General features: G+C 37.8%; 21 protein-coding genes, 1 tRNA gene and 3 pseudogenes. 15 read left to right on the top strand and 10 right to left on the bottom strand.

Annotation, left to right across the window (positions count from 1 at the left end; genetic code table 11):
* The first annotated feature begins 294 nt into the window (after window positions 1–294).
* The 7 genes and pseudogenes from B9T28_RS14965 to B9T28_RS03075 all read left to right on the top strand — a co-directional run bounded on the left by B9T28_RS14965 (window position 295) and on the right by B9T28_RS03075 (window position 7,574).
* Window positions 295–1,848 (top strand): annotated as a pseudogene (locus B9T28_RS14965) (arylsulfatase).
* Window positions 1,849–1,852: 4 nt separating this feature from the next.
* A complete protein-coding gene (locus B9T28_RS14935) occupies window positions 1,853–2,683 on the top strand; it encodes a hypothetical protein (RefSeq protein ID WP_213032961.1) in 831 nt (276 codons plus the stop codon).
* A 264-nt stretch (window positions 2,684–2,947) separates the two neighbouring features.
* A complete protein-coding gene (locus B9T28_RS03095) occupies window positions 2,948–3,751 on the top strand; it encodes an OprD family outer membrane porin (RefSeq protein ID WP_086202471.1) in 804 nt (267 codons plus the stop codon).
* Window positions 3,752–3,755: 4 nt separating this feature from the next.
* Window positions 3,756–4,115, top strand: a complete 360-nt coding sequence (locus B9T28_RS03090; protein ID WP_350308291.1) for an OprD family outer membrane porin — start codon at window positions 3,756–3,758, stop codon at window positions 4,113–4,115.
* A gap of 175 nt (window positions 4,116–4,290) precedes the next feature.
* On the top strand, window positions 4,291–6,768 hold the full coding sequence (locus B9T28_RS03085; RefSeq protein ID WP_143222591.1) for a heavy metal translocating P-type ATPase: 2,478 nt from the start codon (window positions 4,291–4,293) through the stop codon (window positions 6,766–6,768).
* Window positions 6,769–6,848: 80 nt separating this feature from the next.
* Complete coding sequence (cueR, locus tag B9T28_RS03080; protein ID WP_086202468.1) at window positions 6,849–7,247, top strand: Cu(I)-responsive transcriptional regulator; 399 nt, start codon at window positions 6,849–6,851, stop codon at window positions 7,245–7,247.
* A gap of 132 nt (window positions 7,248–7,379) precedes the next feature.
* A complete protein-coding gene (locus B9T28_RS03075; RefSeq protein ID WP_086202467.1) occupies window positions 7,380–7,574 on the top strand; it encodes a heavy-metal-associated domain-containing protein in 195 nt (64 codons plus the stop codon).
* Window positions 7,575–7,933: 359 nt separating this feature from the next.
* Here the strand turns inward: B9T28_RS03075 and B9T28_RS03070 are convergent, their stop codons facing one another.
* The 3 genes from B9T28_RS03070 to B9T28_RS03060 form a co-directional block, all read right to left on the bottom strand.
* A complete protein-coding gene (locus B9T28_RS03070) occupies window positions 7,934–8,191 on the bottom strand; it encodes a hypothetical protein (RefSeq protein WP_086202466.1) in 258 nt (85 codons plus the stop codon).
* Window positions 8,192–8,342: 151 nt separating this feature from the next.
* On the bottom strand, window positions 8,343–8,750 hold the full coding sequence (locus B9T28_RS03065; RefSeq protein ID WP_086202465.1) for a hypothetical protein: 408 nt from the start codon (window positions 8,748–8,750) through the stop codon (window positions 8,343–8,345).
* A gap of 24 nt (window positions 8,751–8,774) precedes the next feature.
* On the bottom strand, window positions 8,775–9,062 hold the full coding sequence (locus tag B9T28_RS03060; protein ID WP_086202464.1) for a hypothetical protein: 288 nt from the start codon (window positions 9,060–9,062) through the stop codon (window positions 8,775–8,777).
* A 12-nt stretch (window positions 9,063–9,074) separates the two neighbouring features.
* On the opposite strand from B9T28_RS03060, the pseudogene B9T28_RS03055 reads away from it, so the two are divergent.
* Window positions 9,075–9,844 (top strand): annotated as a pseudogene (locus B9T28_RS03055) (IS3 family transposase); the annotation flags it as partial.
* Here the strand turns inward: B9T28_RS03055 and B9T28_RS03050 are convergent.
* Window positions 9,844–10,029, bottom strand: a pseudogene (locus B9T28_RS03050) (Arm DNA-binding domain-containing protein); the annotation flags it as partial. The pseudogenes B9T28_RS03055 and B9T28_RS03050 overlap by 1 nt on opposite strands.
* 183 nt (window positions 10,030–10,212) lie before the next feature.
* Window positions 10,213–10,303 (bottom strand) — tRNA-Ser (locus B9T28_RS03045).
* Between the two features lie 118 nt (window positions 10,304–10,421).
* On the opposite strand from B9T28_RS03045, the gene B9T28_RS03040 reads away from it, so the two are divergent.
* The 3 genes from B9T28_RS03040 to B9T28_RS03030 all read left to right on the top strand — a co-directional run bounded on the left by B9T28_RS03040 (window position 10,422) and on the right by B9T28_RS03030 (window position 13,990).
* Window positions 10,422–12,302 (top strand): potassium transporter Kup, encoded by a 1,881-nt coding sequence (locus tag B9T28_RS03040; RefSeq protein WP_086202568.1) that lies wholly within the window; start codon window positions 10,422–10,424, stop codon window positions 12,300–12,302.
* Window positions 12,303–12,593: 291 nt separating this feature from the next.
* Entirely contained in the window at window positions 12,594–13,679 is a 1,086-nt protein-coding gene (locus tag B9T28_RS03035) for a DNA/RNA non-specific endonuclease (RefSeq protein ID WP_086202462.1), read from the top strand.
* A 65-nt stretch (window positions 13,680–13,744) separates the two neighbouring features.
* A complete protein-coding gene (locus B9T28_RS03030; protein WP_086202461.1) occupies window positions 13,745–13,990 on the top strand; it encodes a hypothetical protein in 246 nt (81 codons plus the stop codon).
* A gap of 66 nt (window positions 13,991–14,056) precedes the next feature.
* Here the strand turns inward: B9T28_RS03030 and aqpZ are convergent, their stop codons facing one another.
* Both aqpZ and B9T28_RS03020 read right to left on the bottom strand, forming a co-directional pair.
* A complete protein-coding gene (aqpZ, locus tag B9T28_RS03025) occupies window positions 14,057–14,752 on the bottom strand; it encodes an aquaporin Z (RefSeq protein ID WP_086202460.1) in 696 nt (231 codons plus the stop codon).
* A 114-nt stretch (window positions 14,753–14,866) separates the two neighbouring features.
* Window positions 14,867–15,868 (bottom strand): AraC family transcriptional regulator, encoded by a 1,002-nt coding sequence (locus B9T28_RS03020; protein ID WP_086202459.1) that lies wholly within the window; start codon window positions 15,866–15,868, stop codon window positions 14,867–14,869.
* A gap of 307 nt (window positions 15,869–16,175) precedes the next feature.
* Between B9T28_RS03020 and B9T28_RS03015 the strand changes: the two genes are divergently transcribed.
* Entirely contained in the window at window positions 16,176–16,814 is a 639-nt protein-coding gene (locus B9T28_RS03015; RefSeq protein ID WP_086202458.1) for a sterol desaturase family protein, read from the top strand.
* A gap of 322 nt (window positions 16,815–17,136) precedes the next feature.
* On the opposite strand, the gene hisF is transcribed toward B9T28_RS03015, so the two are convergent.
* Window positions 17,137–17,895: an imidazole glycerol phosphate synthase subunit HisF gene (hisF, locus tag B9T28_RS03010; RefSeq protein WP_086202457.1), complete on the bottom strand. Its 759-nt coding sequence runs from the start codon at window positions 17,893–17,895 to the stop codon at window positions 17,137–17,139.
* A 113-nt stretch (window positions 17,896–18,008) separates the two neighbouring features.
* On the opposite strand from hisF, the gene B9T28_RS03005 reads away from it, so the two are divergent.
* From B9T28_RS03005 to B9T28_RS02995, 3 genes are read left to right on the top strand one after another with little or no spacing between them, the layout of a single operon-like run.
* Window positions 18,009–18,959: a homoserine kinase gene (locus tag B9T28_RS03005; RefSeq protein ID WP_086202456.1), complete on the top strand. Its 951-nt coding sequence runs from the start codon at window positions 18,009–18,011 to the stop codon at window positions 18,957–18,959.
* 39 nt (window positions 18,960–18,998) lie between these two features.
* Window positions 18,999–19,631: a DUF1294 domain-containing protein gene (locus B9T28_RS03000; protein WP_086202455.1), complete on the top strand. Its 633-nt coding sequence runs from the start codon at window positions 18,999–19,001 to the stop codon at window positions 19,629–19,631.
* A 25-nt stretch (window positions 19,632–19,656) separates the two neighbouring features.
* Complete coding sequence (locus B9T28_RS02995) at window positions 19,657–20,049, top strand: DUF4870 family protein (RefSeq protein ID WP_086202454.1); 393 nt, start codon at window positions 19,657–19,659, stop codon at window positions 20,047–20,049.
* A gap of 87 nt (window positions 20,050–20,136) precedes the next feature.
* Here the strand turns inward: B9T28_RS02995 and B9T28_RS02990 are convergent, their stop codons facing one another.
* Window positions 20,137–21,027 carry a DMT family transporter gene (locus B9T28_RS02990; RefSeq protein ID WP_086202453.1) on the bottom strand — a complete coding sequence of 297 codons (891 nt, stop codon included), beginning with the start codon at window positions 21,025–21,027 and terminating at the stop codon, window positions 20,137–20,139.
* Window positions 21,028–21,115: 88 nt separating this feature from the next.
* Entirely contained in the window at window positions 21,116–21,847 is a 732-nt protein-coding gene (gene hisA, locus B9T28_RS02985; protein WP_086202452.1) for a 1-(5-phosphoribosyl)-5-[(5-phosphoribosylamino)methylideneamino]imidazole-4-carboxamide isomerase, read from the bottom strand.
* Between the last annotated feature and the right edge of the window lie 73 nt (window positions 21,848–21,920).

Below are 21,920 nucleotides of genomic sequence, written 5' to 3'. Positions count from 1 at the left end.
TTGTATTAGATGACTTGCAATTAAATCTTTGCGTAAAAAGTCATAATTTCAGAAAGTATCTCTTATTAAATGTGTTTTATATTTGGACACTCTAATTTTTAAAGCGTTAAATAAAAATACACTTACATTTTATTTTTAACCCTATATTACTGATTTTATTTACTTTATATGGTTGGCGCGTTAAATGCTTTATACGTCCTAATATTAACGAATTTACAAGAGAAATAAACGTATCGTTCTTCAATAACGTTCACTTTATTTGTCAGTTCATACCTAATGTAAAGGACATACATTATGAAAGTTTTTACCAAATTTAAAATAAAAACATTAAGCATAATGCTCTTACCTCTGAGTGGATTGCTAGGCGTACCAACTGTTATTTTGGCGCAAGATGTGTTGCCATTTCCGCCGACACCTTCAGCAAGTATTGCCAAAGACACGATGGAAGAATCCACACATATCCGCCGTGTAGAACAGCAAAAGCTTCCTGCGGATGCACCTAATATTTTAATTATTTTATTAGATGATGTGGGACCAGGTATTCCAGATACCTATGGTGGTTTAGTGCACACGCCTAATTTAAGCCGTGTTGCAAATAAAGGGATTTCATATAACCAATTCCATTCCACAGCCATGTGTTCGCCAACACGAGCAGCATTACTGACTGGACGTAATCATACACGTGTAGGTAATGGTCAAATTACAGAATTAGCTAACGATTGGGATGGCTTTAGTGGTGTCATTCCTAAAACATCTGCAACATTGGCAGAGGTTGTTAAAAACTATGGTTACAGCACTGCTGCTTTTGGAAAATGGCATAACACACCAACTGCAGATACGACTCAAGCAGGTCCTTTCGACTTTTGGCCGACGGGCTATGGTTTTGAACATTTCTAGGGTTTTTTTGGCGGTGAAGCATCGCAGTATGATCCATCACTTATTTTAGATACGAGCTATATTGATAAACCTGCAAAGACATCCCAAGGTGATTATCATCTCACCGATGATTTGACCGACAATGTCATTGGTTGGATGAAAACACAAAAAGCCTTAAGTCCGAATAAGCCTTTATTTATGTACTGGGCACCGGGCGCCGTGCACGGACCACATCAGGTGGATCGAAAATGGGCAGATAAATATAAGGGCAAGTTTGATGCGGGTTGGGATGAATATCGTAAAATTGCATTTGAAAGACAGAAAAAACTGGGTTTTATTCCGAAAAATGCTCAATTAACGCCTCGACCAGATTCATTACCTGCATGGAATAGCATTCCTGAAAAAGAGCGTGCCTTCCAAACGCGATTAATGGAAGTTTTTGCGGGTTTCGTTGAACATACCGATTATAACGTAGGTCGAATCTTGGATAGCCTTGATGATATGGGAATTGCCGACAATACTTTGGTCTATTATATTTGGGGCGATAATGGTTCTAGTGCTGAAGGCTTACAAGGTACGATCAGTGAAATGCTCGTGCTGAATCGTATACCAAGTAAAATAGATGATCATATCCGTGTTTTAAATGATGAGCTAGGTGGTCTAGATGCCTTAGGTACGCCTAAAACCAGTAGCATGTATCATGCTGGATGGGCATGGGCAGGTTCTGCGCCGTTTAAAGGAACCAAATTGGTTGCTTCGACCCTAGGTGGAACACGTCAACCATTGGCTGTTGCTTGGCCGAAAAAAATCAAAGCAGATAAACATATGCGGTCTCAATTTCATCATGTGAATGATATTACCCCGACCATTTATGAAATCTTAAATATCACGCCGCCGAAAGTCGTGAATGGCTTTACTCAAGACACTCTAGATGGTGTGAGTATGGCGTATACAAAAAGCGAAAGACCATAAGCATGTGCAGTTTTTTGACATTATGGGAAGCCGCGCAATTTATAAAGATGGTTGGATGGCAGGTACATTTGGGCCACGTATCCCATGGAGTGCAACTAACCCTGGACTTGCAACATGGACACCAAGTAAAGATGTTTGGGAACTTTATAATTTAAAAGAAGATTTTACCCAAGCAAATGATTTGGCAAAAAAATATCCAGAAAGGCTGGAAGAAATGAAGAAAAACTTCATGGAAGAATCACGTAAAAATAAAAATCTACCGATTGGTGGAGCACTTTATACCATGATCCATCCAGATAAATTAAAGGTGAATCCAGCAACTGAATATAATTATAAATCAGTTATTACGCGGATTCCTGAATTTACCGCGCCACGACTGGCGAGCCGAAATAATCATCTGACCATTGATTTGAAAAATCCAGCAAATGCACAAGGCGTACTTTTTGCCATCGGTGGCTTTGGTGGTGGAGTTAGCTTGTTTATTAAAGATGGGGTACTTCAGTATGAATATAATTCATTTGAAATTGAAAGAACCAAAATCAAAAGCAGCAAAAAACTGCCTGTTGGCGATGTGAAAGTTGAAGTGATTTTGAAAAAGAAACCATCTGTTGAAGGTATAAAACATTTGTCATCGGGTGATCTCGTGATTTTAGTCAATGGTGAGGAGTTTGCACGAGATACCATTCCAAAATTAGTTTCTTTTGGCTTTACTGTAAATGAAACTTTCGATATTGGCTCTGATGTTGGCTCACCTGTTTCGCAAGCATATTATGACCAAGCGCCATTTGCCTATAATGGAGTGATTAAAAACTTTAATGTGAAATACACAGACTAATCTTTTTGCTTCATTTGAAGCTTGATTAAAAATCATCTGTTTAAATTCCAAGTTGATGATCTAATTAAAAAATATTATTTAGATCATCCATTCTATTTGTTCATTACACACTTAAATATGAATTTTCAATCATTGAAAATTCATTAGGGAATTCTGCAATTTTTTTAGTGAAAAACTGACTGAAAAATTTGAATAATCCAAAAAATTGAACCGTTTTACCGCAACAGGATCGTTGCATTTAGGCTTTAAAAGGACATTGGTGACATGAAAAATTCAATCTTAACGACACTTTGCATAAGTATGCTCACAATACCATCTGAATATTCTGCATTAATTGATCAATCAACGGTCAGTGTAACAGCGAAGAATGTTTATATTGATCGCAACTATATTGGTGAAAAAGTAGCTCAACCAGCAGCAAAAGAATGGGCACAAAGTTTAATGCTCAACATAAACTCTGGCTATACAGAGGGTTTGATTGGTGCTGGCTTAGATATTTATGCAGGGACAGGTGTTAAGTTATGGGGAGATGCGGAACATCGTGGCGCGGGAATTTTACCTTATAATTCAAAAACAGGGGAGCCAATAGATACATTTGCAGAAATTGGAGCAACTGCAAAATTTAAGTATGCAGAAACTGAATTAAAATATGGGACATTATTTCCTAAAACACCTGTGGTAATAAGCTCTTTTAGTCGAGTATTGCCTCAAACTTATCGAGGCGTTCAGTTAGTTTCTAAAGACCTTAAAAATATAAAATTAGAAATGGCTTATTTGGATAAAGTAAATCATCGAGATTCAACCGATTTTGAAAGTATTAGACTTATCCCTGCCAATGGACGCTTTAAACCTGTAGAAAGCTCAGGTATATATTATTTAGGACTAAATTACTCTCTGGCTAAGCAATCAGAAATTGCCGTATTTCATGCAAATTTGCATGATATTTATGATCAATATTATTTAGGTTTGAATGATACTCACATACTCACATACTCACATACTCACATACTCACATACTCACATACTCACAGAAGATATGAATTTCTATACCGATTTTCGCTATTTTAGGACGGTGGATTCAGGGCAAAAAGCTGCAGGAGAGATTGATAATCATCATGGCAATTTAATATTTGGCGTATCTAAGAATAATCATAAGTTGAGTGCAGGTTATATTCACAATTCTGGGGATACGGAAATGCCATATTTAAGCGGTGGAGAAACGGCTACTTATATGGATTCTTGGTCAACTGATTTTTTAAATAAAAATGAAAAGGCTTATACAGTCCGCTATGACTATAATTTAAAAGATTATATTCCAGGATTAAAATTTATGACTCGATTTACCCGTGGTCACGATATCAATCTTGATCATATTTCTGGTTTGGAAAATAAAAAGTTAAAGAAAGATTTGAATGGTCATTCAAAAACTTAAAACATTTATATTATTGATTCATAAAGGCTACTAAAGCTTTCATTAAGCTGATGCTTTTAACCATTAAGTGGCAGATTGTTGAATAAAATCTATTAAAAATATTGCTTGACCTTCCAATGGTTGGAATCTATATGCTGAGCTTATAAGTTGAAATTAAATCATGAGAGGTGTTGTGATGAATGTTCAAAATAATACATCAGCCTACACTGGCAGTGTTTCCATAGAGGGGATGACCTGTGCTTCATGTGTAGGCCGAGTTGAAAAAGCTCTCAATAAGATTGATAGTGTAGAGTCTGTTTCTGTAAATTTAGCGACTGAAAAGGCGACTATTCACAGTAATCAACCTATAAATTATGCCGAAGTTTTTAAAGCGATTGAAAGATCAGGTTACAGCGTTGCTCAAAAACCATCGATTGAACTCATAATTGAGGGAATGACCTGTGCTTCATGTGTAGGTCGAGTTGAAAAAGCCTTAAAGAAAGTCGATGGTGTTAGTCGTGCAAATGTTAATTTAACCACTGAGAAAGCAGTGATTCAAACTTATACTGATGTCAGTATAAATACATTAATCGCCGCAATTGAAAGAGCTGGTTATAACGCGAAATCCGCTGAGCAAAATCAGACGGAACAGCTTGATCGTAAGGCCAATGAACAGCAAATATTAAAACGGGATTTAATCATTGCAACTGTGCTTGCAGTGCCTGTTTTTATACTAGAAATGGGATCACATATGATTCCAGCATTTCACCATTTTATTGCAACTCAAATTGGCACACTCAATAGTTGGTATATTCAGTTTATATTGACTACATTAATTTTATTGTTTCCTGGACGACGTTTTTATCAGAAAGGGATTCCAGCGTTATTTCGTTTAGCACCAGATATGAACTCGCTCGTTTCAGTTGGAACGTTAGCTGCATATAGCTTTTCTGTGGTTGCAACATTTATACCAACCGTGCTACCTCAGGGTACGGTCAATGTCTACTATGAAGCTGCAGCAGTAATTGTTGCTCTTATATTACTTGGACGTTTTTTTGAAGCTAAAGCTAAGGGTAAGACCTCCCAGGCGATTCAACACTTAGTCGGTATGCAGCCCAAAACGGCACGAGTCGAACAATCTGGGCAGCTCATTGAGATTCCAATTGCAGAAGTTCTTTCGGGCATGATTGTTGAAATTCGTCCGGGGGAACGCGTACCAGTAGATGGCTCTGTGGTATTCGGGCAAAGTTATATTGATGAGTCAATGATTACTGGTGAACCTATTCCTGTTGAGAAAAGTATAGGTTCAAGTGTAGTAGGCGGTACGGTTAATCAGAAGGGTAATATTCAGATTAAAGCAACTGCTGTGGGGAGTGATTCTGTATTAGCACAAATTATTCACATGGTTGAACAGGCCCAAGGCTCAAAACTGCCAATTCAAGCTTTAGTTGATAAAATTACAATGTGGTTTGTACCAATCGTAATGTTATTGGCATTACTCACATTTTTAGCTTGGTTTGTGTTTGGTCCTGAGCCAGCACTTACTTTTGGCCTTGTCAATGCGGTTGCAGTTCTGATTATTGCATGCCCATGCGCGATGGGATTAGCAACACCGACATCGATTATGGTGGGTACAGGTCGTGGTGCTGAAATGGGGATTTTATTCCGCAAAGGTGAAGCACTACAACTTTTAAAAGAAGCGAGAGTTGTTGCTGTTGATAAAACAGGGACATTAACTGAAGGAAAGCCAACCTTAACTGATTTTGAAGTCATCACTGGATTTAATGAAAATGATGTATTGCTTAAAGTTGCCTCAGTAGAAGATAAATCAGAACATCCAATTGCACAGGCTATTGTGACTGCCGCAAAAGCTCGAAATTTAATTTTAAAGGATGTACAAAATTTTAATTCTGTTACAGGTTATGGCATAGAAGCAACAGTTGAAAATAGTGAAATACATATTGGCGCAGATCGTTTTATGCAAAAAATGGGCTTGGATGTGACTATTTTCAACCAAACTGCTCAACGCTTAGGTCTAGAAGGTAAAACCCCCTTATATGTTGCTATTGATCATCAACTTGCCGCTATTATCGCCGTAGCCGATCCAATAAAAGTAACAACGTTCAGCGCAATTCAAGCATTGCATCAACTTGGTTTAACTGTTGCGATGATCACTGGAGATAACAGACATACTGCTGAAGCTATTGCGAAGCAATTAAACATTGATAAAGTGATTGCAGAAGTATTGCCAGATGGAAAAGTTGAGGCTGTACGTCAATTAAAACAGCTTTATGGTCGAGTCGCTTATGTCGGTGATGGAATTAATGATGCTCCAGCACTTGCTGAGGCGGAAGTAGGATTAGCAATAGGAACGGGGACTGATGTTGCAATTGAGGCAGCAGATGTTGTATTGATGTCTGGAAGTTTATTAGGTGTACCGAATGCAATTGCCTTAAGTAAGGCAACAATTGACAATATTCGCCAAAACTTATTTTGGGCATTTATTTACAACGCTGCATTAATCCCCGTGGCAGCTGGAATATTGTATCCTCATTTTGGTATTTTGCTTTCACCAGTTTTTGCAGCGGGTGCAATGGCATTGTCTTCTGTTTTTGTGCTAGGAAATGCTTTACGTTTAAGAGCATTTTCCCCGATTGCAATAACAGGTTATTAATCTGATTTTCAGTTTATTAAAAAATAGAACACTATAGATGAGTCATAGCTCATCTATAGTGTGTTTGATTAAGGTGAATTATGAATATTGGACAAGTTGCTAAACAATCCGGAATTTCTTCAAAAATGATTCGTTATTATGAGGAAATAGGGCTAATTGATGCTGCAAAAAGATCCAATGTAGGTTATAGAATCTATACAGATTCTGACCTAAAAACACTGAATTTTATTAAGCATGCACGTGGACTAGGCTTTTCTTCCGAACAGATGAAAGAGTTAATTTCATTATGGAAAAATACTGGACGAAGCAGTGCAGAAGTCAAAGAGTTAGCTTCTAAACATATTGAGGATTTGAATAATAAAATCAAATCTTTACAAGAGATGGTTAATGCACTACAAGATTCAGTTGTACGTTGTTCAGGTGATCTGAATTCAGATTGCACGATTCTGAATCATATTGAACATGGCATAGATATTTAATACGTTTATAAGCTATCTACATATTAAAAATTATATTGTTTATATTTTTAAATTATTTGTATTGAATCGCTTGACCTTACCATGATGTTAAGGTTTAAAGTCTTTATATATTCCTTATTTAGAGATTTAATAATGAAACTATATATAGCAAATATGACTTGCGGTGGTTGTGCACGAGGAGTCACTGCAACTATTAAATCAATTGATGCTAATGCAAATGTAAATATTGATGTGGAGCATAAAATTGTAGATCTTAAGACGGTGGAGCCAATTCAAGCTATTTTAGATGCCTTAACTGAAGATGGTTTTCCTGCTGAAGTTCGTTAAATTAATAAATTTAGACCTATATTACATTTTAAAACCAGATAATTTTTATCTGGTTTTTTATTATCAAAAGTTTAAGTTCTTCATGGTGTTCAATAGATAGTTTTTAAAGGTAAACCACATAAATTATTATATATCAGTATATTATGTCAAAAACATGTGATTTCGCATAATGTATATTATGTTAAATAAGATATCCAAGACTGCGCCCCATACAATTCAATTGTTGGCGCATCACTTGACGGTTTCGATAATAAATCATCTTACCGTCAAGTGTATCTCAAGTAACATAATATAAGTTATGCCGAAATCAGATTGCTACTCGACTTGCGTATTAGTCGAGCCTACGCAAGTCTGCGTGGCTATGACGGTTGATCAAGAACCACAACATTAAACTCTTGAATGCCTAATTTACTATTAAGGAATCCATTTAAAGAATCTAGGGATTTAAAGGTTCGCTTGTGACCTCTTGCACATAAAAGCGTCACAGCAGAATTTCCAAAGATAAAAGCGACAACGATCCAACCTGATCCAGACTTCACTGCATTAAGACTTAACGGCTTATCTTCGTTAAGTTTGATATATAGCCTAAATTCATCTAATTTGAGTTCTAAGTTCATTTTATGAATAAACCACTGTTTTTAAATAAATAATGGGGTCGTTCTTGCTCTGTAAATATATACATTTGAATACATTATGTTTGTTCGCAAGTTTCACTTTATTAACGTCAACTCTTCGAGATTGACCTTAATAAAGCGATTTAATAAGAGCTTATTCTCGACCAATGATTAACTTAGCTTTTCTAACTTCATCATATAAATCAGCAACTACAGGATCATTTTCAATTTCAAGTTGTCTACGATCATAAATTTTTTCATAGAGATCAGAAATAAGTTTATCACCAGCAACACTCAGTTGAATTTTAGCGGCATTACTTGAACCAAATTCATTTAGGAATTCTGTATTAATAAACTTATATATGCCTTCTAATTTGAAATGGGTAATGCCCCACCAATCCAACTCACCATCAGTTATAGGGTTTTCAGAGTCATTAAATCTATCATTAAGATGCTTGTAATCATCAATTAATTGCTTAAATTCACTCTTAATTGGTTCTAAATCATGCACTAATTTATGGAATTCAGCATGGTCTGATACTGGATTAAATTGTTTAGTCATTGATGATATTTCCTTCTGGTTGATCTAATTGGTTAATTTGGTAAAAGCTGGATTAATGTAATTATTTACTGGTGCAGTATTGTTACTAGCAGATTGCTCTAAATCGTTCAATTGATTGGGTTGAGCTGAATGAGAGTGAACAAGTGTTTTATCCATTTTTGAAAGCGGTATACGATTACTATTCTTAGATAAATAACGGCAACGATCTTGAGGCATTTCAATGATGTCACCGTATGAGTTTTTAGCATAACAATCAGTTGATGTGTGCTGATAAAAACGGAAGCTTTCACTTGGTAAACTAAACGTACTCATCAGGAGTTTACCATGAGCAAAAAACCAAAGTTTTATACAGCGGAATTCAAAGCTGAAGCTATAAAACAGATTGAAGAAAATAAAGGCAATGTTTCGGAAACAGCAAGACAGCTTGGCATATCCATGCAAACGCTTTCCAATTGGTACAGCAAAGCTAAATCTGGAACATTAGTTGGAACACAACAATATTCCCCTGAACTTGCTGCTCTGCTCGAAGAAAATAAGAAGCTGAAACAGCAACTTAAAACTGCGGAATTGGAAAGAGAATTCTTAAAAAAAGCAGTAGCGTACTTTGCCAAAGAAAGTCAGTGAGGTACGCCTGCATGAAACAGTATAAAGATATATACCCAATCACCATGATGGCGAAGCTGTTAAAAGTTTCAGTATCAAGATTTTATGAGTGGTTGAAAAGTGGCTTAAGCCAAAAACAAATTCGAAGAAATCAGCAGACTATCATGGTGAAAATAGCACATCAGGAGACCAATGAAAGCTATGGCTATATTCGCCTGAGTAAGCATTTACACGCTCAAGGTGTTCAAATTAGCCAATATGCAGTACGTACAATAAAGAAGGTCAATAAACTCTTTTGCAAGCGCCATAAGCGCTTTAAAAGAACAACAAACAGTGATCACAACCGTCCCGTCTACAAAAACTTATTAGAGCAAAAATTTAACGTGAGCACTCCAAACCACGCGTGGGTAAGTGACATTACCTACATTTGGACAAACGAAGGATGGCTATATCTGGCTGCTTCAAAGGATCTTTATACAAAGCAGGTTGTTTGAGCAAGTGAGGTTTCTGGATACGTACCAATACTGAAAATATTTTCTTTGCCATTGAAGCGAAATTTCATACGCCAATGCATACCACCAGAAGGTGTAACTTCCAGATACATACCTTTCTCATCAGAATATTTAGTTTTCTTTTCTAGTGGTTTGATCTTTCTGACCTTGGCATCTGTAAGCATTGCAACGTTTCCCGTAGATATTTGGGGGTATAAAAATGGGGGTAATTTATTATACCCCCAGTTATACCCCCAGCTATATCGAGATTGCAATAGATAGGGTAGATAGTATTAGACACAAAAAAAGCTTAAACCCTTTGAGTTTAAGCTTTTTAGGACATCATGAGATGCTATTGGAAATAATCTTGGCGGTGAAAGAGGGATTCGAACCCTCGATACGCTATAAACGTATACACACTTTCCAGGCGTGCTCCTTAAGCCACTCGGACACTTCACCAAGGCGAGTGATAATAACCAAAAAAAAGATTTATGCCAAGCAACAATTGATTTAGAGCAAATTTTTTTGCTCAGTGATATTATTCGGAAAAATGATGTCTACATTAGAAGACGAATATATGCAAAGTACTGCAAAAAAAGCGGCATTGCCTGCAATCACCTTAGCGGCATTAGGTGTTGTATTTGGGGATATTGGAACCAGCCCGCTATACGCACTCAGACAATGTTTTCTTACTGCACATATCGCAATTACAGAAGCAACTGTACTTGGTATCCTATCACTGATTTTTTGGTGCATGATGCTCACCATCAGCTTCAAATACGTCACCATTATTATGAAAGCAGATAACAATGGTGAAGGTGGGATTATGTCTTTACTGGCATTAAACCTGCGCTCAAGTCGTATTGCCGAGGACAAAAAAATATATCTGATTGCACTTGGTTTTATCGGTGCTTCATTATTTTTTGGTGATGGCATTATTACGCCTGCAATTTCAGTACTGTCTGCAATTGAAGGTTTGAGTATTGCAACGCCGATGTTTAATAAATGGTTGATGCCTTTATCTATTGGTATTTTGGCAGGATTATTTCTGGTACAGCGGCATGGTACAGGAACCATGGGGAAATTCTTTGGTCCGATTACTTTGACCTGGTTTTTAGCCATTGGTGCTGTGGGTATTCTCAGTATTGTGCAAACGCCCTTTATTCTAGCCATGGTTAGTCCGCATTGGGCCATTAATTTTATCGCTCATCAACCTTATGTTGCCTTTTTAACCATGGGTGCTGTGGTGCTAACGTTAACAGGTGGTGAAGCGCTGTATGCCGATATGGGGCATTTTGGACGCATGCCGATTAAGCTGGCTTGGTTTTTTGTGGTTTTACCTTGTTTATTACTGAACTATGCCGGCCAAGGAGCATTATTACTACGTAATCCAAATGCCATTGAAAATCCATTTTATTTGTTGGTTCCAGATTGGGGGCTCTATCCCATGATTGGATTGGCAACCGCAGCAGCAGTCATTGCGTCACAAGCCGTTATTACTGGCGTTTTTTCGATGGTTAATCAAGCGATTCAATTACGCTATTTACCTCGCTTAACGGTCAACCATACTTCTGATGTTGAACAAGGCCAAATTTATTTACCTTTTATTAATTGGGTACTCTTTGTCTCGGTCTTAATCTTGATTTTATTGTTCCAAAATAGTGCCAACTTAGCCAGTGCTTATGGGGTTGCAGTGACCATGACCATGCTCTGTAGCACGATTTTAATCTCCTTTTTAGCCTATGGTTTATGGCGCTGGCCGCTGTGGAAAATTGCTCTTTTTGCAATTCCTTTTTTATTCATCGATTTTTTCTTTGTCGCATCAACCTCATTGAAAATTATGGCTGGTGGCTGGGTGCCAATTCTCATTGGTGCAATTGTATGTACGATTTTAATGACTTGGAAAGAAGGGCGTAGCATTGTCCTTAATCGCTTAGAAAGAGATGCTTTACCGATAGATTTATTTATTAAAAGCATCAATATGAGTAATGAGTCATTAATTGTGCCTGGTCAAGCGGTGTTTTTAACAGGAACACCGAATATTGTTCCACATGCGCTGTTGCATAACATCAAGCACAATAAAGTCCTACATGAACGCAATATCATGGTGACGGTTATGATTCGTGATGTACCTTATGTACCAGAAATTGAACGTGTCTGTGTTGAAAAGTTGGATGAACGTTTTTACCGAATTTTTGTCTATTATGGTTTTAAAGACCAACCTAATATTCCAGAAGCGTTACAATTGGCTTATGACCAAGTCGGCTTTGAACTGGATCTGATGCAAGTGAGTTTCTTTATTTCACGTGATCGTTTAATTCATACTGTCGGTGATGGTATGGCGCCATGGCGTGAAAAACTGTTTATTTCCATGCAACGTAATACCAGTCCAGTGAGTGATTTTTATCAAATCCCACCGAACCGAGTTGTGGAAATGGGCAGTCAAATTGAGATTTAATTGAAATCAATAGAATAAAATGAAATAAAAGCCAAGTATAAACTTGGCTTTTTTATGTTCATGTGTTCAATACTACGACAAATTATGTCGTTGAATGATCGCTTAAGGGTAGTGAAAGTATCATAATAGAGCGGATATTTTAAATGAAAGTAATTTGATTGCTTTTAGACAGGACTTTTCTGTAACACAACAATTTTATAGATTGTATTGTTGCATTAAGTAGAAGTTATAGACGGTTTATCTATGCGGTGGCTTGCCCAGTGGATTTAAATTCAAATATCTGTAGATGAAATGGCGCAAAAAAGTAGTGCGAATAGTGGACTTAAGTTAGGGAAAAATGTATTGAAAAATTCATTGGTCAAAATTGTTTTGGGTGTTATTGCCACTGGAAGTTTTGCAATTGCGTTTGGGCAGGAAAAAATTGCTCAATATATGCCATTTACCAAGACGGCAAACTCATCCTGTTTAAATCAATTTTACCGAAGTGAACCGCCATTTCTAACCAAAGCCAGCCTACAAAAAAATAGTTCTGCATTGTGTTTTAATGGTTTTAATGTGATGTATTCAGGTATTTCAAAAACACCTTTATGGTCGGCAGAGTATTTATCGCCTACTCGCTTAAGTCAGAAAATTAAGCGTGAAGATAGTTTTCATGAAGAAACACGTTTAAGTGCGAGTCATCGTGCTTCATTATCTGATTATAAAGGTTCAGGGTATGATCGTGGACATATGTCACCCAATGCTGATATGCCAGATAAACAATCACAAGCAGACAGTTTCTCTTTGGCCAATATGGTTCCGCAAGCACCCAAAAATAATCAGCAAGTTTGGCGTGAATTAGAAGAGGCAACGCGTGCTATCGTGACCAAACAAAAACAAGATGTGTATGTTGTTACAGGTCCAGTTTTTTCTGGGCAAAAGCTTAAAACGATTGGTAATGGTGTGATTGTACCGACTGCGGTGTTTAAAGCCATTTATATGCCTAAATCTGGAAAAATTGGTGCCTATCTCGCACCGAATAATAATTCTTTACAAGTCAAAGTGATCAGCGTGTGCCAACTTGAAGAGCTGGTAGGAATCAATATTTTCCCGCAATTGACTGAAGAGCAAAAGCGTAATACCTATAAATTACCTTTGAAAGCGACTCAGGTTAAAGCCAATCAAGAAATTGAATATTCACATTGGGATGCTGAAAGTCAGTGTGCCGAAGCTATTTCTGCTGAGCAGTTATTGGCTGTACAGAAGCAATTCCAAGCTGAGAAGAGTAGTTTAAATGCGGATGTGACTTTACCGAATATTGATCAGCACACACAGCATGCATTGGTGAAGCAATTAACCGATGCTTTATTGCAATATTTAATGCAATTATTGAAATAATGTTGCGATAAGGCGTGAATACGCGTTATTTATAGAATATGACTAAAACAGAGAGAATAATCGTCATGTTTAAAGCGTTTGAAAATGGGGTTGAGTCGCATGCAATTCATGATTTAACTTTAGAAAATCAGGAAGACTGTGTGAGTATCTATGGAAATTTACAAATTACTAAGGATCAACATGGTTTAAAAGCAGCGCAAGCCTTGCAAGGCTATATTAATGAAATTGTTGCAAGTTTAGAAAAAGAGCAAAATTTGCCTGAAAAAATTGAAAGAAAAAATGAAGGTGAAATAGAAAATCCTTTTCTTTAATTGAGTGCTCAAAATGAACAGAACCCTTAGTTTGTTTATGCAGACTGAGGGTTCAATATTCAATGCTTATTTAGTGGGTTGCTCACCCGCAACGCCTTTATAAATGAGTGCACCAAGAATTGCACCAACAATGGGTGCAACCCAGAATAACCAGAGTTGGCTTAAAGCTGCCGTTTCAGCAAATAGAGCCACTGCCGTGCTTCGAGCAGGATTAACTGAGGTATTGGTGACAGGAATACTGATTAAGTGAATGAGCGTTAAGGCAAGACCAATGGCAATCGGGGCAAAACCTGCGGGTGCACGTTGATCTGTTGCACCCATAATCACAATGAGGAATCCTGCAGATAGCACGATTTCAATGATTAATGCAGAGGTCATAGAGTATTTACCTGGAGACAGGTCACCAAAACCATTGGTTGCAAAGCTACCGACACCCATGAAGCCAGCTTGACCTTGTACAATCATATATAAAATGAAAGCTGCAAAAGTACCGCCAATGACTTGGGCCACAATATAAGGAGCTACATTTTTTGCCTCAAAACGACCACCTGCCCATAAGCCAATGCTAATTGCTGGATTGAAATGCCCACCTGAAATGTGTCCTAAAGCATAAGCGCCGGTGAGAACCGTTAAACCGAATGCAAGTGCAACACCTGCAAAGCCAATACCCAGTTCTGGATATGCTGCTGCAAGAACTGCACTGCCGCAACCTCCGAAAACCAGCCAAAAAGTACCGATCAATTCTGCAAAATATTTATTCATATTGATTTCCTGTTGTTGTTTTTAAGCGAGATGATGAGGAATATTATTTATATTTAGCTTAAATTTTAATCTCATTTTATTTTTATTGTATTGGAAGACAAGATATTTTAATCCCTATTTGTTTGTTTTTTGTCGCCATTGCTGTGGCGTGATGCCCATCCAGTTTTTGAATGCCCGTTGAAAAGCACTTTGTTCCGAATAACTGAGGAGTAGGGCAATTTCATGTAAGCTTAAATGCGGATCTTGTAAATATTGAGTTGCTAGAATTTGTCGAACTTGTTGTATTCGTTGTTGATAGGTCGTATTTTGGCTCTGTAAATGCCGTTGTAGTTGGCGCACCGACATATTCAGTTGAGTGGCAATATCTTCAATTTGATAATTATTTCTTTGTAACCCTTTGAGAATACTTTGTTGTAAGCGTTCATCTAATTGCGTTGAGTGAGGTAGTTTTTCTAGTAGTGCTTGGGCCTGTTGTTTTAATAAGCTTTGTAGGGTTTGATCAGCATGTTTGATGGGAGTCGATAAAAAATTAATTGGAAAAATTAGTTCAACTTTGGGCTGTTTAAATCTAACTTTACACTGAAAATAGCGTTCATAAAAATTCAAATTTTTGGCTAAAGCATGGGTGAAATTGACTTCATGAATCACAATATGCTCAAACTCTAAAAATTGTTTGAGGAATTGCACCATTAACGCCAAAGCAATTTCATCGGTGACTTGTGTGGTCAAATGTGCAGGTAATTCATCCCAGCGAATGGCTAAATATTTTTCACTGAGTTCCACTTTCAGTGGGCTACCATCATAAATGAGACGATGGAAATCATAATAACGGGCTAAAGCTTCACCGAGGGTGTCACAAGATTGTGCAATATAGGCAATAATCCCTAAATGTTTAGGTTGCACAAATTCAGCAATTTCTAAACCGAGCGCTGGGCTGGAGACTTGCAGGGCAATCTCATTTAAGAGTTCTCGCCAAATACTAAAATCAAAACGTTCTAAGTTTTGTACTTGTTTTAAGCGTTCTGAAATGAGCAAGCCTTTGGTCTGGCTGTAAGCATAGAGTAGATGCCCAAGTCCTCCGTAGACGGTTCCCGTATAGTCTTTTAGTTGCTGCATGTTAAGTCATCTTTTTTATTGTCTTAAAATGTTTAATTCCTTCTATATTTTTAACATATTTTGCTGATGATCGACATTAAAAACAGCAGAATACAGTAAATAGTATTGCATCTGAATCGAGATATTTCAGTGTAATTGATGGCATTGAATGAGTTCAAAAATTTAAATAGGCATAGTGTTATGCTGAAATGAATGGATGAATACCATAAAAATTATGTCGTAATTTGTCAATGCAAGATCGTAAGGCGGTCAATATTTTCGTCTTGGACTCCATTATATTGAGTTTAAAGAATATGGAGATACTACGATGTTAAAAGGCTTTTTATTCGGTTTAGTCGTCGCCAATGGCTTCGAATGGGTTGCGCATAAGTTTATTTTACATGGCACACATCGAACTGGTCAGCCACGTTATAGCCCAGTGCCAGATAGTATGAAATCACATTGGGAACACCATCGTGAAGTTCGTAAACAAGATTTTCATGATGATGGCTATGTACAGGGAATTTCCAACTGGCGTACTAAAAATGAGATTGTTTCTTTAGCCGTTGTTGCTGGTGCTGCGAGTCTTATTTTTTATCCTATTTCCAAAGGTATGGTTGCAGCATCACTGTATAGCGCATGTAATTATTACTATATTCATCGTCGTGCACATTTAGAACCAGATTGGGCCATGAAAAAAATTCCTTGGCATTATGATCATCATATGAATTCAAACCAAGATGCCAATTGGTGTGTGACTAAACCATGGTTTGACTATATTTTGGGTACGCGAGTGATTTCATCTATCGACTTAAAAGAACAGAATCCACTTGGAGTCCAATTACCAACTCCAGTATCAAATTGGCTTTCAAGTCAGGTTGAAAAATATTTTCCAGCGAAGTGGGTCGAGAAAACACCAAAATTAGTTCATCGAGAACAAGAAAGTTCAATTGATTCAGTTGCTTGATTTCTAAAAGGTATAGCCTGAAATTATGCTTGATGACATTGAAAACGTGTTTGTTGATGGTTTGAATAATCCTACGATGATTTTGTTTTAATTGGCTCATGTCGTAATTGGTCAAAAAATAAGTTTTTTTTGTCAATATTTAGTCAAGTGCTTTGGTTATAGTCTCTGTGCTGAAGAAGCATATATATTTGATAAGCCATACGCTGTAGTTTTTTGGTTTATAGGGAGTCGTCAAGACTCCTTTTTTTTATCTAAAATTATGCTGAATCAAAAAAGAGTGTTATTTAAACACTCTTTTTTAGTCTGATGATCAATATATGAATTAAAGACGCATCTCAATGCCTTGTGCTGCAAGATACTGTTTCGCTTCAGGAATGGTATGTTGACCAAAATGGAAAATGGATGCTGCAAGAACGGCATCTGCGCCACCTTGTAAAATACCATCGGCCAAATGTTGTAAACATCCGACACCACCTGAGGCAATGGTTGGAATCGTGACACGGTCATTGATTTGACGCATTAATTTAAGATCATAACCTGCTTTGGTACCATCAGCATCCATCGAGGTAATGAGTAACTCACCCGCACCAAACTCAGCCATTTTGACTGCCCAATCAATCGCATCAATCCCTGTTGCTTTACGACCGCCATGGGTGAAAATTTCCCATTTATTGTCGCCAGTTTTTTTCGCATCAATGGCAACCACAATACATTGTGCACCAAAACGCTGTGAAGCTTCTTGTACAAATTCTGGGTTAAATACTGCTGCCGAGTTAATACTGACTTTATCAGCACCGGCATTTAATAGCAGACGAATGTCTTCGACTTTACGAACACCACCGCCGACAGTTAAAGGAACAAAGACGGTTTCGGCCATACGTTCAACGGTACGATAAGTTGTGTCACGACCATTCGAGGTCGCAGTAATGTCTAAGAAGGTGATTTCGTCAGCACCTTGTTCATTATAACGACGTGCTACCTCAACAGGATCACCTGCATCACGAATATCAAGAAACTGTACACCTTTCACCACACGACCATTATCTACGTCTAGGCAAGGAATAATACGTTTAGCAAGCATAATTTTTTCCAAAAATAACAGTCGATTATGAAACTTAGCGACTCAGGTGCTACACCTCGATAGTCGAAGCGGTTATTCTATCAAACTTATGTAAGTTTTTTTGCAGGTTTTCTATGTCGGTTTATACCACTTTGAGTTTACAGGAAGTTCAGGCTTTTGCAGCACCTTATGGATTAGAGGTGATTGACCTGATTCCCATTCAAGGAGGCGTACAAAATACCAACTACTTTATTGTGTGCGAAAATGGCACTCAGTTTGTACTGACATTGTTTGAAAATATCGATGAACAAGGGGCGGGGGAGCTGGTTCCCGTATTGGAACATTTGGGGAAACATGGTTTGGCTGTACCTGTTCCTTTAAAGCATAGTGGCAAAGCAATTCATATTTTAAAAGAGAAGCCTGCTCAAATTGCTCCCCGTTTAATGGGCGATCATCCGATGCCTGCAAATATTGAACAAGTGCAAGCCATTGCGATTGCACAAGCCCAAATGCATGTAGCACTTCAAGATTTCCCTTTAGAACGTGCTGAATATCGTGACCATCGCTATTGGCGTAATGTAGCCAGAGAGATCAAACCGACATTGGATCAAGCCGATCAAACTATTCTGAATAATTTATTGGGCTTATATGATGCTTTAACGGCAATGTATCCTAATCGTCCTAAAGGTTTTATCCATTCCGATTTATTCCGTGACAATACACTATTTGATGGTAATCAATTGAACGGAATTCTTGATTTTTATGAATTAAATAAAGATGAATTATTGTTTGATATCGCGATCACTTTAAATGATTTTTGTACCGAATATCCACAAGTGACATTGAATGAAGAGAAAGCCCAGCGTTTTATCGAAGCCTATGAAACGATTCGTCCTTTAACCATGGATGAAAAAGCATGTTTAGAGCTATATTTGGCAATGGCAGCAGGACGTTTTTGGATGATGCGCTTGCAGATTGCGCAAAAAAATAGTGAGGATGGACGTACTGGCGAGGATATTTTGCAAAAAAATCCGCAGGAAATGCGTAATATGTTGATCGAACGGCTCAAATTTGTTACAGCTTAAATCTAAGCAGTTTGCTTTAAAAGTTTCAGGGGATCATAAATGCGCGATCAGGGACGTTTAATTGAATGGTTTGATGATAAAGGTTACGGCTTTATTCAACCTAATGATGCATCGAAAGATCGTGTATTTTTACATATTAAGGATTTTGCACGACAAGGGCCCAGACCGATTGTGGGATGTGCCTTGGAATATGTGGTGCAATTGGATGGTCAGGGGCGTTTTAACGCCAAACAAGTCACCTATTTAAAAGCATCACAGACGCAAAAAACTGGTCAAGCCGCACAGCAACAGTCGTCTCAGCAGCAAAACTCTGCAACACTACAACCCATGCAAATTTTCTCCGGACTTTATATTATTTTTCTGGGCATATTTGCAGTAACGAGTTTGCTGAGCGGTATGGTACTGCTCTTCATTATGCTGATGAATATGATGACGTATTGGTTCTATTCTCAAGATAAAGAAGCGGCCCAGAATGGGGATAGACGTGTACCTGAAAATACCTTGCATATCTTATCATTTTTGGGTGGTTGGCCAACGGCTTGGCTCGCACAACAAAAGTTACGTCATAAAACACAAAAACAACCGTTTAGGAAAATCTATTTTTGTACTATAGGTCTAAATATTTTATTGATTTTATGGCTCATTTCTCCTTTGAATGTCATTAAGTTCTAAAGAGAAATATAAGTAGAGGATAAAGATGCAGACATCTATAGATCAAAGTTCCAATAAAACCTTAACTTTTATTCTTTATGCACTTTATATTGTTGCAATTGCTTCCGCTGGTATTTTAGCGGTGATCGCGCTGATTATTAATTATGTGAAAATGGATTCAGTCCGAGGCACTATTTTTGAGAGCCATTTTAAATGGCAGATTCGGACTTTTTGGTGGTATTTAATTTGGAATATCGTCGCTTTCATTCCGTTCTTCTTTTTGTTGTTTACCGGTGAAAATATTAATCTCTTTGCTGGTATTGCTTTCGGCGCGAGTACCTTTTGTATTGCTGTGATTTTTTTATCGTGGGTGTGGATTGTGTATCGTGCAATTCGAGGCATTATTAATTTAAATGATGATCGAGCTATGTATCAATAATTGATGATCTTGGTTTAAATTTATTAAGAGTCGTGGATAAAAAAGAGAATTGCTTGAAATTCTCTTTTTTATTGTGAGGTATGCGGTTTACTTTTTCCTGAGAAACTTGGGTTTCCATTCACTGATGATGATCCCTAAAACCACCATACACCCCCCCAATAATGCCAGCACTGGTAAGCGTTCGCCTGCTATTCGTCCAAATAATGCAGCCCAAACAGGCTCACCGGCATAAATAATAGCCGCTTGTGAAGGATCAACAGCGCGTTGTGCCCAGTTCATCACCAATTGAATGAGTGCACTGGCGAGCCCTAATCCTATTGCAATGCTTAACAAAGTCCACGAAAAATTAGGCAAATCATGTTCACCAACCAAAGGCATTGACGCGAAAGCCAAAAGTGATGCGGTAATGAGTTGAATCACAGTCACGCGTTGAACATCGACTTTTCCTGCAAAGTAACCGATCAGAATAATTTCGAGTGCAATGGCGATAGAACCGAGTAGGGTGAGGGTTTGACCAAAATTAAAATTAAATTGATTCATCCCATTGCCAGTAAGCAAGATCAGTCCAATAAATGCACATAAAGCACCGATCCATGTCATTACATGGGGCGCTTTCCGGAAAATAAACCATAAGAAAATAGGAACTAAAGGCACATATAATGCTGTTAAAAATGCAGATTCACTGCTGCTAATGGTTTGTAAACCCACGGTTTGTGTGCCATAACCTATTGCAATCGTTAGCCCAATTAAACTGCCAGCTAAAACCTCTTTAAGATTGATACCTGACATGGCTTTAAAGGAAATTAATCCAACTGCTAGGCTTGCAGCAGCAAAACGACAGCCGACAAAGAACATTGGGGAACTAAAATTGAGCGCATATTGCACGGTTAAAAAAGTACCACCCCAAATAATCGTGATGAAGATTAAAGCAATTTGAGGGGCTTTATTTTTTGAAAATAGGGGCATTGAACTAGACATTGAAATATAAAACTTAAGAAAGATATTGAGCGCTCAATAAAAAGAGGCCATTTTGACCTCTTTTAAATTATTTTAAAGCATGATCATATTAAAGAGATTGATCATCCCACAATGACTGCGCTTCACGAAGATTTAATGTCCCTTCGTAGATTGCACGACCGGTAATCGCACCTAAAATACCCGGTTGGCCTTTTAAATTACGCACATCATCAAGATTAGTTACGCCACCAGAGGCAATTACAGGTAAGCCTGAATAAGTCGCTAAATTCACGGTTTGTTCAATGTTCACACCTTGCATCATGCCATCGCGTGCAATGTCAGTATATACAATGCTTGATACGCCAGCATCAGCAAAACGTTTTGCTAAATCAGTGGCTTTAACATCCGTCACATTGGCCCAACCATCGGTTGCGACCATGCCATTGATCGCATCAATACCTACAATGATATGTCCAGCAAATTTTCGGCAGGCTTCTTCAACGAATGCAGGGTCTTGAACTGCTTTAGTCCCAATAATTACAAAAGAAACGCCAGCATCTAAATAGTGCTCAATGGTTTCAAGTGAACGGATACCACCACCAATTTGGATAGGAAGCTCTGGCTGTGCGCGTGCAATGGCTTCAACCACAGGTTTGTGAATTGGTGTACCTGCAAAAGCACCATTTAAATCGACCAAATGCAAACGACGTGCGCCTTCATTCACCCAATGTTGTGCGGTTGCAACTGGATCATCAGAAAATACAGTATCGTCTTCCATACGACCTTGTTTTAAACGGACACATTTACCATCTTTCAGGTCAATTGCAGGGATGATCAGCATGCTTGCGCTCCTAGCCAAATCTTATAAAGAATGTATTGTGCGCAATCTTAGCAAAGTATTGCTAAATATCTAA

It is taken from the genome of Acinetobacter silvestris, from assembly GCF_002135235.1.
GTDB classification, from domain to species: Bacteria; Pseudomonadota; Gammaproteobacteria; order Pseudomonadales; family Moraxellaceae; genus Acinetobacter; species Acinetobacter silvestris.
The sequence above is the reverse complement of the archived record's forward strand: the minus strand, read 5'-3'. Positions and strand labels throughout refer to the sequence as shown.